Source organism: Flavobacterium praedii, from assembly GCF_026810365.1.
GTDB lineage: Bacteria > Bacteroidota > Bacteroidia > Flavobacteriales > Flavobacteriaceae > Flavobacterium > Flavobacterium praedii.
In genome coordinates this window covers 2541661-2559166 of record NZ_CP113948.1, presented here as the reverse complement: position 1 = coordinate 2559166, position 17506 = coordinate 2541661, and the positions used below count along the sequence as shown (strand labels likewise).

The window sequence follows — 17506 nt, the reverse complement described above, 5'->3', positions numbered from 1 at the left end:
TTTTTCAATTTACAAATAGATAGATTGTTTTTGAATCTAATTTGTATATTTGCAGCAGTTTTCTAAAAAAAAATACAACAATTTTATCTGCATTGAATACAACACCTAATTCCATTTCGTTCAAATCTATTTACATTGATTTTAAAGCAATTACAAAAGCTGGTTTGGCTATTAGTGTTGTTTTTTCGTCAATAGCTGGTTATGTTTTAGGTTTTGATACTTCACATCCTTTCAGTTGGTTGGTTTTGTTAAAACTAGCTGTTGGAGGTTATTGTATGGTTGGAGCTTCTAATGCATACAATCAAGTAATCGAAAAAGATTTGGATGCACTAATGGATCGTACTAAGAATCGTCCCGTTGCATCCGGAAGAATGGCGCCGAGCCTTGCTTTAATTGTTGCTAGTTTGCTTACCATTTTGGGAGTAACTTTGCTTTATACCATAAATCCGAAATCAGCGATGTTTGCTGCTATTTCTATTTTTTTATATACAAGTATTTATACACCACTTAAAACAGTAACTTCGTTGTCAGTTTTTGTGGGAGCATTTCCTGGAGCAATTCCATTTATGTTGGGTTGGGTAGCCGCTACTGGAGAGTTTGGTATTGAAGCAGGAACTTTATTTTTAATTCAGTTTTTTTGGCAGTTTCCCCATTTTTGGGCCATTGGTTGGTTTTTATATGACGATTATGAAAAGGCAGGTTTCTTTATGTTGCCCACTGGGAAAAAGGATAAAGGAACTTCATTACAAATAATTTTATATACGATTTGGTTGATAATTGCTTCGTTATTGCCTGCTTTAGGATATACTGGACGATTGTATATTACTCCACTTGCTTCAATTTTTGTCTTATGCCTAGGACTTTGGATGTTGTTTTATGCAGTTCGTTTGTATCAGATAAAATCCGCAAAAGCTGCAAGAACATTAATGCTTGTAAGCGTTTCTTATATAACCTTATTACAATTAGTATACATATTAGATAAATTTTTAAGATAATTATGGAAATGACAATGACAGCCGAAGATTATAAATCAAGAACGGCAAGATCGTATAAGCTGATTTTATTGTTCGCTATGGTAAGCATAACAATGATGTTTGCTGGTTTAACAAGTGCTTATGTAGTGAGTCAATCTAGGGCAGATTGGTTGATGGATTTTCAAATGCCTTCTGCATTTTTTTATAGTACTATTGCCATTATTGGTTGCAGTATTACATTTCATTTAGCAAAAAAAATGATTCAAAAAGACAATCAAAGTAAGACAACAATGTATCTATTGTCTACATTGGTATTAGGAATTTCATTTGTAATATTGCAATTTGTTGGGTTTGGTCAAATAGTGTTAAATGGGTATTATTTCACAGGAAGTGCAAGTTCGATAACAACTACATTTTTGTATATAGTGGTGCTCGTTCACTTAATTCATCTTGCAGGTGGAATGATTTCATTGTTAATTATTATTTATAATCATTTTAAACAAAAATATAATTCAACACAAACTCTTGGAATAGAACTAGGTGCAATGTATTGGCACTTTCTCGATATCTTATGGGTTTATTTATTTTTATTTTTATATTTCTTTAAATAAGAAAAAAACGTAAATTTGGAAACTTTTTAACGAATAACTTTTATGGAAGCGACAGTTACTACTGCAAATAGTGAAAAAACTTGGGGAGGCGGCAATGAGCCAATGGGAGCAAGTTATGGTAAATTAATGATGTGGTTTTTTATCGTATCAGATGCCTTAACGTTCTCTGGATTTTTAGCAGCTTACGGTTTTTCTAGATTTAAATTTATAGGAACATGGCCCTTGGCTGATGAAGTGTTTACACACTTTCCATTTTTACACGGTGTATCTGCTCCGATGTATTATGTTGCATTAATGACTTTTATTTTGATTTTCTCATCTGTAACGATGGTTTTGGCCGTAGATGCAGGGCATCAAATGAAAAAGGATAAAGTAGCCCTTTATATGTTTTTAACTATCATAGGGGGTATAATTTTCGTTGGCTCACAAGCTTGGGAATGGAAAAACTTTATCAAAGGTGAATACGGGGCTATCGAAACTACTGGTGGTAGTTTATTACAATTTGTAGATAAAGAAGGCCATCGTGTAGCTTTGGCTGATTTTGCAACAAAATTACCTGTTGAAAGAGAGCAATTAACTAGACCAAAAGCAAAATGGTTTATGGACGAAGCTGCAATTCCTACTTTTACGGTTGCTGAGGTTCAAGCTGGATTTAAAGCACATCCAGATGTTTTGGTTAGAATTGAAACAATTAATAAAAACAAAGAGAAAACAATTCTTTCTAGAGAAGATTCTGAAAAACGATTGAGTCAAGCAGCTTTAGTTATTGAGGGTGCAAATCTTACTCATAACGAATACGGAAGTAAGCTTTTTGCTGATTTCTTCTTCTTTATTACTGGTTTTCACGGTTTTCACGTTTTTTCTGGTATTGTAATTAATATTATTATTTTCTTTAATGTACTTTTGGGTACTTACGAGAAAAGAGGAAGTTATGAAATGGTTGAAAAAGTTGGACTATACTGGCACTTTGTCGATTTAGTTTGGGTATTTGTATTCACATTCTTCTATTTAGTTTAATTTTTAGATTTATCATTATGTCACACGCACATGTTTCTAATACAAAAAGAATTTGGACTGTTTTTGGTCTATTGTCTTTAATCACAACTGTTGAAGTTGGTTTTGGTATCATCAGACCAGATGCTTTATACATGCATACTTTTTTAACGATGAGTTTGTTGAACTGGTTGTTTATAATTTTAACATTAGTAAAAGCATATTATATTGTATGGGCATTCATGCACATGGAAGGAGAAAAAAAGTCATTAAGAAATGCTGTTGTTTTTCCTTTGATATTCTTAGTTTGTTATTTGCTTTTTATTCTATTGACAGAAGGAGACTATGTATTTGAGGTTTTTAAAAATTCTACCATTAAATGGAATTTTTAACAAGATATTAATTCAATGAAAAAGGTATCCGTCTCGACGGATGCCTTTTTTTATTTTAGTAAAGTAAATTTTATATAACCCTAATGAAAAAAAATATTGTTCTTTTTGTGTTGTTCATATTGCCTATTGTTGCTTATCTTTTTTTTGCATCAGGTATTAATAGTTTTACAAAATTGCCTGTGATTACTTCAAAAATTCCTGATTTTGGAGAATGGAAATCACTGAATGGCGAAAAAGTAAGCCTGAATAATAAGATAACAATTCTCGGTTTTTCAGGAACTGAGATTCTTAAAAACAGAGGGAATTATTTTAATCTAAATGAAAAAATATACCAGCGTTATCACGATTTTAAAGATTTACAGTTTGTGGTAGTTGCTCCTCTTGGAACTGAAAAAGATGTGAAAGTTGTAATTGATGCTTTAGGTGCTTTTACAGATGTGAGTCAATGGCATTTTATATTTGCAACTCCAGAAGAAATAAAGTCTTATTTTAGTCAATTAAAATTAAAAGGCAATTTGAATCCTGACTTTGGCACTCCTGATGTTTATATTGTAGACAAAGAAAGAAACTTGAGAGGACGTAAAGAAAAGAAAGGGTACAAGGAAGGATATAGTACATTTCATCCTGCTGAATTAAGCAATGAAATGCTCGATGATTTCAAAGTTATTCTCTATGAATATCGTGCTGCTTTAAAAAAGAATCATAACGCAACAAAACAATTATAAAGATGCTTAAGAATAAATCATACATTGGAATCTCTTTTATAATACTGGTTTTTGGTATCTATGCAATTCCGAAAATTGTAGATAGATTGAAAAACAACAGTGTTGTCCAAAGTGATAGATTAGACAAAACAAATGGATCTAATGTTCTAAATGAGAAATTAGTAACCATTGGTAGTGCACCTAAGTTTGAGCTTACCAATCAAGATAATGTAAAAATCACAAATGATTTTTACAAAGGTAAAGTATATGTTTTGGAGTTTTTCTTCGCAACTTGTCCTTCAATTTGCCCTAAAATGAATGCCAATATGCTTACACTTCAAAATACCTTTTTTGGAAATCCTAATTTTGGAATTGTATCGATTACTATTGATCCTGTACATGATACTCCAGCAGTTTTAAAAGAGCATGCTAAAATATTAGGTGTGAAATCTTCAAATTGGAACTTTTTGACAGGAGATCATGATTATATTTATAATTTATCCAATAAAGGGTTTAATATTTATGTAGGTGAAAACAGTAAAGTAAAAGGTGGTTTTGAACATTCGGGTCTTTTTGCCTTAATTGATAAAAATGGAAACATCAGATGCAGAAAAGATGACTATGGTAATCCTATTTTATATTATGATGGATTGGAGAAAAAAGGAATTAGAGATATTCAGCAGGACATACAAGCTTTGTTAAAAGAATAAACGGAACAAAATAAAGAAAATTAGATTAAAAAAATAAAATGGAAAATAATACTATAGAGCAAAAATATAATAAGTGGATTGTATTGTTGTCAATCGTAATACCAGTTGCGGTTGCTGTTCTTTTTAAAGTGAAGTTAAAAGATTTTGGTTTTAATGTTACACCACTGACCTTTTTGCCTCCAATTTATGCTACTGTAAATGGAATAACAGCAATAGTATTGGTTGCTGCGGTAATGGCTATTAAAAATGGCAATAAAAAGCGTCATGAGTTGTTGATGAAATTGGCAATTGGATGTTCTTTAGCATTTCTAGTAATGTATGTGGCGTATCACATGACTGCCGAATCTACAAAATATGGTGGAGAAGGGATTTTAAAATATGTGTATTTCTTTATTCTTATTACTCATATTTTTTTGTCAATAGCTATAATTCCTTTGGTTTTGATTACTTATGTTCGTGCTTTGGCCAGTAAATTTGATAAGCATAAAAAAATTGCAAAAATTACTTTTCCAATTTGGTTGTATGTTGCTGTAACTGGAGTGATTGTATATTTAATGATTTCGCCTTATTATGTTTAAAAAAAATATACCTGCAAATCTAAATTCAAATGCTAAACGTAAGATTCTTCTTTTTGGAATTTGTTTTTTCTTCATAGAAATTTCATCTTATGCCCAGTGCGCCATGTGTCGTGCTGCACTAAATGGAGAAGAGAATAAAGCGAAAGCAGCAGCTATAAATGATGGGATTGTTTATCTTATGATTATTCCTTATGTTTTAGTTGGAGCACTTGGATATTACATTTATCGAATGAAAAAGAAAAAACAGTAGTTCAATAGCAGTAGCAAAATTTAATTGCAATAAAAAAAAGTCAGTCCTGAAAAAATATTTTTTTTCAGGACTGACTTTTTTTATCACTGCAAACTGATTACTTTACTTCAGTCCGTCGATTGATACATTAATAGTTCCATCAACTTTTATAAATGCAATTATGGCTTGATTTGTTAATTGTATTTTTTGAAATTGAATGTCTTCCATCTTTCCATTGACAAAAACACCAGGCATAGGAGAGTAGTTTTTTAAATAAGGCATCATGCTTTGTTTGGCTTCATCAAGGTTTTGTTTGATAGAATAACGGCAACTTTCTTCCATTTTCTTTAATATAATACCTTGGGCCATCCAATTGGCTGTTCGCATTAATCTACTTTTGGTATCCAATACATAATCCAATTTGTCAAAATAGATTTCTTTGGTGGTTTCATTATATTGAGGAATTCCATTTAAATAAATCGTTCCGTTAACGGAGCCCAAAAGATCCAATGCAATTACTAATTTGCCATCTTTGTGCCAAATTGCTACATTTTGTACTTTTACTTTCTTACTTCCAGAACCAAATTCTTGACCTACAAAATTGGTTGTCATTATTTTTGAAGCTTCTTGGTAGGTTGATACTGCAGCTATATTGGCCGAGATTTGTTCGGGAATTTTGTCAACAGCTTTTAAGGTAATTTTGTTGGCTTCAAATTTTGAATCGGGTTTTTTGCCAATCAAAGTTTCCATATTACACTTCATGCCCATGTTGAGTAAAAAGGAATCGTTTTTTAATTTTACATTCGTTGAATATACTTCTATTGGAATAATTCTTAGCCAAGTTTTATAAGTATCACTCAATTCCATTGGTGAGCATATTTTGGATAAGGCATCCATAACATTGGGTTTGAAATCCATAGAGTCCTCAATAGCGCTATCAATGCTTTTTTCAATTTTTGATTTAAAGATGCTTACTGCAGGATTTATGAGATAAGTAACGGGCATATTTTTTCCAAATATGGTCATAGTGGGACTTTCGACCCAATCAAGAGATTTTAAAGTTGTTTTTGAATTTAATCTCCAGTTGTTTAGGCCTATACTACTCAACAAAGTGATTACGCCATTAAGATTAAATTCCTGAGTTTTGTATAAATCAACACCCAAAGTTTTGGTGCCAATTCTGTATTTCACCCAAATTTTTAAAGGTAAAACCGTTTTTAATTTTTCGCCTTCTTTTCCGTGATCATTGGTTATGGTAATTGGAGATTGTTTCCAAACTTTGATCTCAATATTGTCATCTTCGATGGTATTGTCTTCGTAAATTAAACCATTCATTAGAGTATTGGTTTGATTTTCGATGTCTTTTAGTTTGATGCTAACCGGTAGATTAATATAGGAGGGCGAACTATTGTATGTCAATGGAACCGCATCATCGGGTTCGGGTTTTAAAGATTCTATTTTTTGAGAGGCCGAAGAACAACTAGATGTTAGAATAACTAGAGTAGACAAGGAAAAAAATAGAATAGAAAATGATTTTAGCATTTGTTTTGTGTTTTGACGGCAAATTTAACAAAACAAATATATTTTTTGGTTAAGCGTGTAACAAATTAGATGGATATAAGTCTTATGTTTTAATTAGTAATTTAAGTATTCCGTTTTCTTAATGCTAAATTTTGAAGAGACATACTTTCCTTTATAAAATACAAAATCATGATTGAAATTAAAGACTTGCATAAATCATACAAAATGGGACATTCCGAATTGCATGTGCTAAAAGGAATTAATTTCAATATCAAAGAAGGGGAATTAGTTGCCATTATGGGTTCGTCAGGTTCAGGTAAATCTACTTTACTAAATATTCTGGGAATTCTAGATGAAGCAGATTCAGGTCTTTATACTTTAGATAATGTTCCAATTAAGAAACTCAATGAAACAATTGCTTCCAAATACCGAAACCAATTTCTTGGTTTTGTTTTTCAATCTTTTAACTTAATTAATTACAAAAGTGCCTTGGATAATGTGGCTTTGCCTTTATATTATCAGGGTGTGAAGAGAAAAGAAAGAAACGAGATTGCAATGCGATATTTAGAAAAAGTAGGTTTGGCATCTCATTCACATCATTTGCCAAATGAACTTTCCGGAGGACAAAAACAGCGTGTGGCTATTGCAAGAGCATTGGCTTCGAATCCAAAAGTTTTATTAGCTGATGAACCAACAGGCGCATTAGATACTTTGACTTCGTATGAGGTGATGGAATTAATACAAGGAATCAATGACGAAGGAAAAACGATTTTGATAGTGACTCACGAACCTGATATTGCTGCTATGTGCAAAAGAAACGTGGTTTTGAAAGACGGAATCATCATTGATGACAAAATGGTAGAACAAGTAAGAGCATCTTCTTATGTTTAATATAGAACGTTGGCAAGAAATATTTGAGGCAATCGCCAAAAACAAGTTGAGAACCTTTCTTACTGGGCTTTCTGTGGCGTCGGGTATTTTTATTTTGGTTATACTTCTTGGTGTTGGAAAAGGGTTGCAAAACGGAATTGAAAAACAATTTGAACGTGATGCTGCAGGTGTAATCGAGGTGTGGTCTGGCGCTACGACCAAAGCCTACAAAGGATTGAATCCTGGAAGGCAAATACAATTTAGAAACAGTGATTTTGATCTTGCAGTACAAAAATACGGTGGCCAATTGGATAAAAATGGGGTTACTGCTAGTGGCTGGGGAATTACTGTAAGTTATGGAAAGGAATCAGGAAATTATCAATACAGAGGTGTCAATACAGATGGTATGGAAATAGAAAATGTATCCGTTATAAAAGGCAGGTATATTAATCTAAATGACTTGAAACACAATGTAAAAGCAGCTGTGATTGGTCAAAAGGTCAAATTAGACCTGTTTAAAGAAAAAAATCCAATAGGCGAACAAATTACTGTAGCGAATATCAATTTTAAAGTAGTTGGTGTGTTTACTGATCCTGGAGGGGAGAGAGAAGAAAGTAGAGTATTCGTGCCTATAACTACAGCACAGCAGGTTTTTGGATTAGGAGATAAAATAAGTTATATGGCTTATACTATGAAAAAGAAAGAAACCTATGAAGAAGCTGTAGCCGAGTCCGAAAAATTCAAAAATGATTATGGGAAATTATTGAGAAGTAAAAATGGTGCTGCTCCTGATGATGAAAGTGCTGTTGGTATTTTTAATTCTGTCAAAGAAGCCAAAAAGTTCTATGACTTGAACCTTTATATTCGTTTGTTTTTTTGGTGGGTAGGGATTTGTACCATTATTGCAGGAGTTGTAGGGGTAAGTAATATTATGATGATTATAGTAAAAGAAAGAACGAAAGAAATAGGAATTAGAAAAGCGCTTGGAGCTTCGCCTATTTCAATTATTATTATGATTTTGCATGAATCAATATTTATAACCACTATTTCTGGTTTTATTGGATTGTTAACAGGATTGGCGCTTTTAGAATTGGTTGGTCCACATGCAGAAAGTGAATATTTTAGGAATCCGCAAGTAGATTTTACTGTGGCGATATCAACCTTAATTGTTTTAGTGATTGCAGGTGCTTTGGCAGGATTTATCCCAGCCTATAGAGCCGCAAAAATTAGACCTATTGTTGCACTTAGAGACGAATAATTATGTTTGATAGAGAAAAATGGAACGAAATTTTAGAGGCTTTAACAGCCAATACTTTCCGAACGCTTTTAACAGCTTTTGGGGTGTTTTGGGGTATATTTATTTTGGTTATTTTGTTAGCCGCCTCAAATGGTTTGGAAAATGGTGTAAAAAAGGGATTTGACGGTATCGCTACAAACACTATGTTTATGTGGACTCAAACTACTTCTAAGGCTTACAAAGGTTTGCCGAAGACTAGGAGGTATGATTTTAAAAATAGTGATGTAGATGCTTTAAAACAAAAATTCCCAGATCTTTTATATGTTTCGCCACGTAATCAACTAGGTGATTTTAATGGAGTCAGTAATGTTATTCGAGGTACAAAAACTGGAGCTTATACCATTTACGGTGATTATCCTGAGTTGATCAAGCAAGAGCAGATGGAAATTATTAAAGGCCGTTTTGTGAATCAGCAGGATATTCTTTCTAGACGCAAAGTGGCAATTATTGGTAGAGGAGTTATTGCCGAATTGTATATGAATGCCGAAGAAGTCATAGGTACTTATATCAAAATAAACGGTGTCAATTTTATGGTGGTTGGAGTGTATAAATCCAAAGGTCAAAATAATGGAAATGCCGAATCTGCTCAAAAAAATATTTTCATTCCCTTTACCACTTTTCAACAAGCTTTTAATTTTGGAGATACTGTAGGTTGGATGGCGCTTACCGCAAATGATAATGCTTCTATAACAGAGCTTAGACCTGGTATTCTAGCATTCATGAGAGAAAGACATTATATTCATCCCGATGATGAAAGAGCGGTTGGTAATTTTGACTTGTATAAAGAATTTCAAAAAGTACAAGATTTGTTTATGGTTCTTAAGTTCATTGCTTATTTTGTTGGAACTTTAGTATTGTTATCTGGTATTATTGGAATTTCAAACATTATGCTCATTGTAGTAAAAGAAAGAACTAATGAAATCGGAATCCGAAGAGCACTAGGAGCAACACCGGGTGCCATTCGATCTCAAATATTATTAGAAGCTATTTTTTTAACTATAATAGCAGGTATGTTTGGTATTGCTGTTGCAACGGGATTACTTGCTATATTGAATATGATATTAGCTTCAATGCCTACAGAAGGAATGATGTTTATAAATCCAAGTGTGGACTTAGTTGTTGTTTTTATAGCCTTGCTTATATTAGTGGGGTCAGGATTGCTAGCAGGTTTTATTCCTGCACAAACAGCCATTAACATTAAACCAGTCGATGCATTACGAACTGAATAGAAAATCAATCAAAAAATAATAATAATCGAATAAAATTTACAAAATGAAAAAAGGAGTAACCATAACCGTATTGATTCTTATAGCAATAGTTTTTTTCGGGGCTTTATATTATTTGTACGCCAAAAACCAGGAATCTCCTATTGTTTTTGAAACGGACAAAGTAGAAGTGAAAACTATTATAAAAAGTACTCTTGCTACTGGGAATATTGTGCCAGACGAAGAAGTATTAATCAAACCCAATATTTCGGGTATTATTGAAGCAGTATATATTAAGGCCGGAGAATCAGTAAAAGCAGGTGACTTGATTGCAAAAATAAAAGTAGTTGCTAATGTATCTAATTTGAGTAATTCACAAAATCAAGTGAAAACAGCGAAAATTGAATTGGATAATCAAGAGAAATTGTACCAAAGACAAAAAACATTGTTTGATAAAGGGGTTATTTCTGCCAATGATTTTGATGCTGCTCAACTTGCCTATAATCAGGCTAGACAAAATTATAGTGCCTCTATTCAGGGATTTGATATTGTGAAAACAGGTACTACTTCTGGCTTAGGAAGTTATGCGAATACTTTGATTCGTTCAACAGTAAATGGAATGGTACTCGATGTTCCTGTAAAAGTGGGTAATCAAGTCATTGAGAGTAATAATTTCAATGAAGGTACAACAATTGCTAGTGTTGCCGATATTGGAAGAATGATATTTGTTGGTAAAGTAGATGAATCTGAAGTAGGAAAGATCAAATTAAATATGCCTATCGAAATTACTATTGGAGCCATTGAAAATAAAAAATTCGAAGCTGTATTGACTTATATAGCTCCAAAAGGGAAAACGGAAAACGGAGCTATTCAATTCGAAATAAAAGCAACATTAACCAATAGAGATAATACTTTTATCAGAGCAGGTTTGAGTGCTAATGCTTCCATTATATTAGAAAAAGCAGATAAAGTGCAAGCTTTAAAAGAATCATTGATTCAGTTTGACAAAAAAACACAAAAGCCTTATGTTGAAATAGAAACAGGGAAACAAAAGTTTCAACGAAAAGATATTACATTGGGTGTAAGTGACGGAATCTATGTTCAGGTAAAAAGTGGAATTAAACCCACAGATAAAATAAAAGTATGGAATCAAGGGTTAATTACGGAAGAGGTTAAACCCAAATAATCGCTAAAAAAAGGTTTTTGAATTACAAATTAAGTTAAATATGCGTAGTATATTTGTTACGCTTTTATTCCAATAAAAATGAAAAAAATAAATTATTTTAGTATCGCTTTAGTCTTTCTGATAGGATTATCGACTCAAGCACAAACCAAAGTATGGACTTTAGAAGAGTGTGTAAAGTATGCTATAAAAAACAATATTTCTATAAAAAACACCGAATTGGATACGCTTTCGGCTAGTATAGACAAAAGAGGCGCTTTTGGAAATTTTTTACCAAGTGCTAATTTGAGTGCTAACCATTCTTGGAATATTGGTCTAAATCAAGATATAACAACAGGTCTTTTGAGAAATCAAACTACTCAATTTACAAGCCTTGGAGCCAATGTTGGAGTAGATATCTACAAAGGAATGCAGAATCAAAATACACTGCGAAAAGCTAATCTTTCTATTGTTTCTTCCAAATACAAATTGGTAAAAATGCAGGAGGACATTGCTTTGAATGTTGCCAATGCTTTTTTGCAAGTGCTTTTTAATAAAGAAAATCTAAAAGTGCAACAAGAACAGTTATCAATAAATGAAAAACAATACAAACGTTCCGAAGAATTGGTAAAAGCGGGTTCTATACCACGAGGCGATTTATTAGATATCAAAGCTACAGTGGCTTCTAATAAACAAAATGTTATTACAGCCGAAAATGCATTATTAATTTCTAAATTGAGTTTGGCTCAATTATTACAATTAAAAGAATTTTGGGATTTTGATGTAATAGACGATACTAATGCTAAAGACGAAAATAATATTATGTCGATAAAACCGATGGATATTTATGCAAAAGCAAAAGAGAGTAGAACAGAATTGAAAATTGCACAAACCAATTTGGAAATCGCTGAAAAAGATGTGGCAATTTCAAAAGGAGCTTATCAACCTACCTTATCTGCTTTTTATAATTTTAATACAAGAGCAAGTTATAGCGATATTGTAACCGGTTCTGCTCCAAATACAGCAAATCCTACCTCTGTTGTTGGTTATGTAGAAGGCACGAACCAAAACGTTTTGAGACCTAATTCAGTGGCGGTATTAGGAGGTCCAGAACCTGTTATGGATCAATTTAGTAATAACAAAGGGCATTCTTTTGGGGCACAATTGTCGATTCCTATTTTTAATGGATTCTCTGTAAGAAATAATGTAGAACGTTCCAAAGTTGCTTTAGAAAAATCTAAAATTGCATTGGAAAAAGAAGATTTGGATTTGCAACGAAATGTTTACACTGCTTTCACAGATGCCAAAGGAGCTTTGAATGCACATGAGTCTGCCATTGTAGCTTTAGAATCTAGAGAAGAAGCCTATAATTATGCAAAAGAAAAATATGCAGTGGGGTTAATGAATTCTTTCGATTTTAATCAGTCACAAACGTTGCTTACCAATGCACAATCAGAAGTTATTAGAACCAAATACGATTATATCTTTAAAATCAAAATATTAGAATTTTATTTTGGAATTCCAATTATCAAAAATTAATTTATCATGTCAAAAAAAACAATTTACATCTTATTAGGATCGGCAGTAGTAATTATAGCTTTATTAATTGGACTTTCAAAAGCGGGTGTCTTAGGAAATAAAGATAAAGGAAAAGAAATTGAAATCGCCAATGTGGTTACGGGTGCAATAGTGGAAACAGTATCGGCAACGGGTAAAATTCAACCCGAAATTGAAGTAAAGATTTCATCTGAAGTTTCAGGCGAAATTATTTCACTTAATGTAAAAGAAGGTCAAGTAGTAAAAAAAGGAGATTTATTGGTAAAAATTAATCCAGATTTATATACTTCGGGCTACAATCGTTCTGTTTCGAATTTGTCTGGAACTAAAGCCGGTTTAAGTCAATCAGAAGCTTCTTTTAATGAAGCAAAAGCAAATTATGAAAGAAATAAAACTTTGTTTGAAAAAGGGATTATTTCAAAATCAGATTGGGATAAGGCAATAGCTTCTTTTGAAGTGGCAAAAGCCAATAAACAATCTGCTTTTTATAATGTAAAAAGTGCTTCGGCAACTGTTAATGAAGCCAAAGACAACTTGGGTAGAACTACTATTTATGCTCCTGCTGATGGTACCATTTCTGTGCTTAATGTAGAGCTTGGCGAGAGAGTTTTAGGGACGCAACAAATGGCTGGAACCGAAATTTTAAGAGTTGCCAATTTAAACAATATGGAGGTTGAAGTAGATGTAAACGAAAATGATATTGTAAAAATAAAAGTTGGGGATTTGGCTAATGTAGAAGTGGATGCCTATTTGAAAAAACAATTTAAAGGTGTTGTTACCAGTATTTCAAATTCAGCAAGTACGGCTTTAACAGCAGATCAAGTAACTAATTTTAAGGTAAAAGTTAGAATTTTAAAAGAATCGTATCAAGATTTAATGGTTGGGAAACCGTCTTCTTATTCTCCTTTCCGACCAGGTATGACCGCTACGGTTGATATTATCACTACAACAAAAACGAATGTGGTTCATGTTCCTATCAGTTCTGTTGTTGTGAAGTCTGATACTACTGCCGTAAAAGAAATCAAAATGGACGGACCTGAGTCTGACGACAAAAAGGAAGCTCCGAAAAGTGACAAAAAATATGAATGTGTTTTTGTAAAAGTAGGCGATAAAGCTAAAATTAGAATCATAAAAACTGGAATTCAAGATGATACAAATATTGAAGTAGTTTCAGGATTGAAAAAAGGCGATGTTGTTATCACAGGGCCTTATTCTACCGTCTCCAAAGATCTAAATTCTGGAGATAAAGTATTTGTTCCAACCGAAACAGACAAGAAAAAATAGTTTCCTTAATCATTAAATGGTATAAATTATTGTTCGGTTTCTTTTGAAGAATATAAAAATAAAAACACGTCTTGAACTTCCTGGACGTGTTTTTTGTTTTATAAAGGAAATTTAAAAATTAGGTGTAAATTTGCAATCGTATTCATTATTTCATGATTTTATAATAAAAAATCTAAAATCTACAACCTAAAATTAATAACGTGTCGTATATACTTAACATTGAAACCGCTACCAAAAATTGTTCTGTTGCTTTGGCAAAAGAAGGAAAAATGATATTGTGCAAAGAAATTGCAGAAGAAGGGTATTCGCATGCGGAGCGTTTGCATGTTTTTATAGAAGAAATTATGAGCGAGGCGGGAATAGGGTATAAAGATTTGGCGGCAATTGCCGTAAGTCAAGGGCCAGGATCTTATACGGGATTGCGAATAGGTATTTCGGCAGCTAAAGGCTTGTGTTATGCTCTGGAAATTCCATTAATTGCGGTTGACACTTTGCAGTCATTGGCCTTGAAAGTTACAGTTGCTGAAGGTTTTATTGTTCCTATGATTGATGCCCGTAGAATGGAAGTGTATAGTGCTGTTTTTTCTCCTTTATTAGAAAAAAAACGAGAAGTATTGGCCGAGATTATAACCGAAAAATCTTTTGAAGAACTACAAGGGACAGTTTATTTTGTAGGTGATTGCAATGAAAAATGCAAAACAGTTTTGACAAATGATAATTTTGTATTCTTAGATGCTATTAAATATCCTTCTGCCAACGAAATGTGTGCTTTGAGTTTTGATAAATACAAAATAAACGACACAGTTGATGTCGCCTATTTTGAACCTTATTATTTGAAAGATTTTTTAATTACCACTTCAAAAAAATAGTTTGGTTTTTGCTAATTACTTTTTGATAACTCGGTAACATACGGTTGAAAAGTGATCCCCGCTTCATCAAATGCCAATTTGCAATTTTCTAATGTATCCGAGATTACACTACCCAAATCTTCATTTTTGGCCCAAGGTCTAACGGCAATTTGAATAGCATTATCAGTAAGATTCTTAACGGATACCTCTGCTATAGGTGAAGCTAATACTTTGGGATTGCTTTGTAGCACTTTTGTTATGATGTTTTTTACTTCTTTGATGTCAGTGTCATAAGATATAGCGATTGTCAAATCAGCTCTTCGGGTACCTTGCATCGAATAGTTTGTGATTGTTCCATTGGATAAAGACCCGTTGGGTACAAAAACAGTTTGATTATTGGCTGTTATTAATTTGGTTACAAAAATTTGAATTTCTTGTACCGTAGCCAAAATACCTTGTGCTTCAATAGTATCTCCAACTTTAAAAGGTTTAAAAAGGATGATTAGCATTCCTCCAGCAAAATTAGACAATGAACCTTGTAATGACAAACCAACAGCGAGTCCCATTGCACCCAAAATAGCTACAAAAGAGGAGGTTTCTATTCCTAATTTTGAAATAAAAGTAACAAAAAGTAAGACTCTTAATGCCCACAATAATATGTCGGCTAGAAATTTGGTTAATGTTGGGTCTAGCTCTCTTTGGATCATTATTTTTCGAATAATTCTATTGATAATTCGAATGGAATAAAGTCCAATAAAAAGAATTAGAAAAGCGGAAATAACTTTTGGAGAATAATTTATAAGTGCCGTAATAAAGGTGTCGGCATAACCAGCGATGAAATTGGGGTCTAAAGTCATATTTTAAATCATAAATGACCTTCTCATATGAGAAGGCCATAATTGGATTGCAAAAATAAGAAATTAATATTTTTATAAAATGCTATTTTGGAACTTCTTCAGAATTTGTTGAGGTTGTATCCAAGTTTTTTAGTTCTGAAGTTTCTTCTGGAGCAGTTGTTTTTCCTTTTGTGCTATCAATGGCTTGTTCTATACTTGTTTCTGCTTTTTCTATAATTGGAGTTATAGTTTCTTTAGCTTTGTTTAACGTATCTTCAATAAAAACTTCAGCTTTTTCTATATGAGGACTGGCAATTTCTTTTGCTTTGGCCACTGTTTCTTCTATAAAGTTTTCGGCTTTTTCAATTTGAGGTGATGCAACTTCTTTTGCCTTGTTTACCGTTTCTTCAATAAAAGCCTCTGCTTTTTCAATTTGAGGCGTTGCTGTTTCTTTAATAGTTGTCACAGTTTCGTCCACAAATGTTTCGGCTTTGTCTAAATAGGGTTGAGCGGCCTCTTTTGTTTCTTCAATTACGTTTTCTGCTTGTTCTACTATTTCGCTTGCTTTTTCTTTGGCTGTGCCAAATACACTTTTAAAAAATGAAGTTATTCCCATGGTTTTTACTTTTTAGGTTAGAAAAACCAAATGTAAACTTTATTTTTATAATTACCATATTAAATAATTGTACAGCAATGGATTACGGTATATTGTTTTTTTGTATTTCTCATACAGTGAGAGTGCTTACTGTTCTGTTTTGAATTGAAATAGGAATTTAAAAAAAAAGCGTTTCTAATTTTAGAAACGCTTTTGTAATGTTATTGTATAGCTAATGGTTTTAAACAGCTTCTACTTTTATTCCTTCATCATTCAACATACTTTTTAGCATGTTTTCGATGCCGCTTTTCAAGGTAAAAGTTGATGAGGGACATCCATTACATGCACCTTGCATAATTACTTTTACGGTTTTTGTTATACTATCGTAGGAATCAAAAAGAATATTTCCTCCATCTGCGGCTACAGCCGGTTTTACGTATTCTTCAAGTATGTTAATGATTTTTTGAGATGTTTCATCAAGTGAATCAAATGATTCGTCTTTTGTTTTTTCGTCTTTAACAATAGTTTGAATCATAGTTTCATCAAGCACAGTACCTCCGTTTTCGATGTATTGTTTTATAAAAGTTCTTAATTCAAGTGTAATATCTTGCCATTCATTGATGTCGTATTTGGTAACAGAGATGTAATTTTCATCTATAAAGACCTCTTTTACATAAGGGAATTTAAATAATTCAGTTGCTAACGGTGAAGGTGCGCTTTGATCTATGTTTTTGAACTCAATAGCATTTTTCGTAATCATTTTATTGATGACAAATTTGAGTGCAGCAGGATTTGGAGTAGATTCACCATAAACGGTAATAGGCTGTTTTTTTGTTTTGTTTTCATCAATGGCTATGATTATTCCTCCTTTGTTTATAAAGGCTTCAATTTGTTCTGCAACAGCGTCTTTTACATCGTCCCATTCAACTATGCTAAATCTTTCAATTGCAATGAAATTACCTGATATATAGACTGTTTTAACAAATGGTAAATAAAATAATTGTTGGGCTAGAGGAGACGCTTTTGCTTCATCGATGTTTTTAAATTCGAAACTTTCGTTTTGAGTAATGAAGTCAGGAAATTCAAATTTTAATATTGTTGGGTTTTGGGTTTCTTTTATAGTAACTTTTGTCATGATTT

The 17506-nt window shown here is 32.5% G+C and carries 19 protein-coding genes; 15 read left to right on the top strand and 4 right to left on the bottom strand.

Annotated features, from left to right (window positions below):
• Positions 1-80 precede the first annotated feature (80 nt).
• From cyoE to OYT91_RS11080, 8 genes are all read left to right on the top strand, one after another.
• Entirely contained in the window at positions 81-995 is a 915-nt protein-coding gene (cyoE, locus tag OYT91_RS11115; protein ID WP_432419423.1) for a heme o synthase, read from the top strand.
• Positions 996-997: 2 nt separating this feature from the next.
• Entirely contained in the window at positions 998-1585 is a 588-nt protein-coding gene (locus OYT91_RS11110; RefSeq protein WP_281238011.1) for a cytochrome c oxidase subunit 3, read from the top strand.
• A 42-nt stretch (positions 1586-1627) separates the two neighbouring features.
• Positions 1628-2602: a cytochrome c oxidase subunit 3 gene (locus OYT91_RS11105; protein ID WP_281238010.1), complete on the top strand. Its 975-nt coding sequence runs from the start codon at positions 1628-1630 to the stop codon at positions 2600-2602.
• Positions 2603-2619: 17 nt separating this feature from the next.
• Positions 2620-2970, top strand: a complete 351-nt coding sequence (locus OYT91_RS11100; protein ID WP_281238009.1) for a cytochrome C oxidase subunit IV family protein — start codon at positions 2620-2622, stop codon at positions 2968-2970.
• A gap of 83 nt (positions 2971-3053) precedes the next feature.
• Positions 3054-3695, top strand: a complete 642-nt coding sequence (locus OYT91_RS11095) for a hypothetical protein (protein ID WP_281238008.1) — start codon at positions 3054-3056, stop codon at positions 3693-3695.
• 2 nt (positions 3696-3697) lie between these two features.
• The gene (locus tag OYT91_RS11090; RefSeq protein ID WP_281238007.1) at positions 3698-4384 is read left to right on the top strand and encodes an SCO family protein; all 687 of its coding nucleotides are present in this window, start codon (positions 3698-3700) and stop codon (positions 4382-4384) included.
• Between the two features lie 38 nt (positions 4385-4422).
• Positions 4423-4962, top strand: coding sequence for a DUF420 domain-containing protein (locus OYT91_RS11085; RefSeq protein ID WP_281238006.1), 540 nt, complete (start codon positions 4423-4425; stop codon positions 4960-4962).
• Entirely contained in the window at positions 4955-5212 is a 258-nt protein-coding gene (locus tag OYT91_RS11080) for a CAMCR motif-containing small membrane protein (protein ID WP_281238005.1), read from the top strand. Before OYT91_RS11085 ends, OYT91_RS11080 begins: the two co-directional genes overlap by 8 nt.
• Before the next feature lie 102 nt (positions 5213-5314).
• Here the strand turns inward: OYT91_RS11080 and OYT91_RS11075 are convergent, their stop codons facing one another.
• Entirely contained in the window at positions 5315-6733 is a 1419-nt protein-coding gene (locus OYT91_RS11075) for a DUF4403 family protein (RefSeq protein WP_281238004.1), read from the bottom strand.
• Positions 6734-6901: 168 nt separating this feature from the next.
• Between OYT91_RS11075 and OYT91_RS11070 the strand changes: the two genes are divergently transcribed.
• The 7 genes from OYT91_RS11070 to tsaB all read left to right on the top strand — a co-directional run bounded on the left by OYT91_RS11070 (position 6902) and on the right by tsaB (position 14956).
• Positions 6902-7603: an ABC transporter ATP-binding protein gene (locus tag OYT91_RS11070; RefSeq protein WP_281238003.1), complete on the top strand. Its 702-nt coding sequence runs from the start codon at positions 6902-6904 to the stop codon at positions 7601-7603.
• Positions 7596-8840, top strand: a complete 1245-nt coding sequence (locus OYT91_RS11065; RefSeq protein ID WP_281238002.1) for an ABC transporter permease — start codon at positions 7596-7598, stop codon at positions 8838-8840. Before OYT91_RS11070 ends, OYT91_RS11065 begins: the two co-directional genes overlap by 8 nt.
• Positions 8841-8842: 2 nt before the next feature.
• Positions 8843-10108 (top strand): ABC transporter permease, encoded by a 1266-nt coding sequence (locus OYT91_RS11060; protein ID WP_269221734.1) that lies wholly within the window; start codon positions 8843-8845, stop codon positions 10106-10108.
• Between the two features lie 43 nt (positions 10109-10151).
• Positions 10152-11270: an efflux RND transporter periplasmic adaptor subunit gene (locus OYT91_RS11055; RefSeq protein WP_281238001.1), complete on the top strand. Its 1119-nt coding sequence runs from the start codon at positions 10152-10154 to the stop codon at positions 11268-11270.
• A gap of 78 nt (positions 11271-11348) precedes the next feature.
• Positions 11349-12785, top strand: coding sequence for a TolC family protein (locus OYT91_RS11050; protein ID WP_269221736.1), 1437 nt, complete (start codon positions 11349-11351; stop codon positions 12783-12785).
• Between the two features lie 6 nt (positions 12786-12791).
• Positions 12792-14087 carry an efflux RND transporter periplasmic adaptor subunit gene (locus OYT91_RS11045; protein ID WP_281238000.1) on the top strand — a complete coding sequence of 432 codons (1296 nt, stop codon included), beginning with the start codon at positions 12792-12794 and terminating at the stop codon, positions 14085-14087.
• 200 nt (positions 14088-14287) lie between these two features.
• Positions 14288-14956, top strand: a complete 669-nt coding sequence (gene tsaB / locus OYT91_RS11040) for a tRNA (adenosine(37)-N6)-threonylcarbamoyltransferase complex dimerization subunit type 1 TsaB (RefSeq protein WP_281237999.1) — start codon at positions 14288-14290, stop codon at positions 14954-14956.
• 11 nt (positions 14957-14967) lie between these two features.
• Here the strand turns inward: tsaB and OYT91_RS11035 are convergent, their stop codons facing one another.
• The 3 genes from OYT91_RS11035 to OYT91_RS11025 all read right to left on the bottom strand — a co-directional run bounded on the left by OYT91_RS11035 (position 14968) and on the right by OYT91_RS11025 (position 17501).
• Entirely contained in the window at positions 14968-15792 is an 825-nt protein-coding gene (locus OYT91_RS11035; protein ID WP_269221737.1) for a mechanosensitive ion channel family protein, read from the bottom strand.
• An 82-nt stretch (positions 15793-15874) separates the two neighbouring features.
• A complete protein-coding gene (locus OYT91_RS11030) occupies positions 15875-16387 on the bottom strand; it encodes a YtxH domain-containing protein (protein ID WP_269221738.1) in 513 nt (170 codons plus the stop codon).
• Positions 16388-16607: 220 nt separating this feature from the next.
• The gene (locus OYT91_RS11025; protein WP_269221739.1) at positions 16608-17501 is read right to left on the bottom strand and encodes a NifU family protein; all 894 of its coding nucleotides are present in this window, start codon (positions 17499-17501) and stop codon (positions 16608-16610) included.
• Positions 17502-17506: the final 5 nt, after the last annotated feature.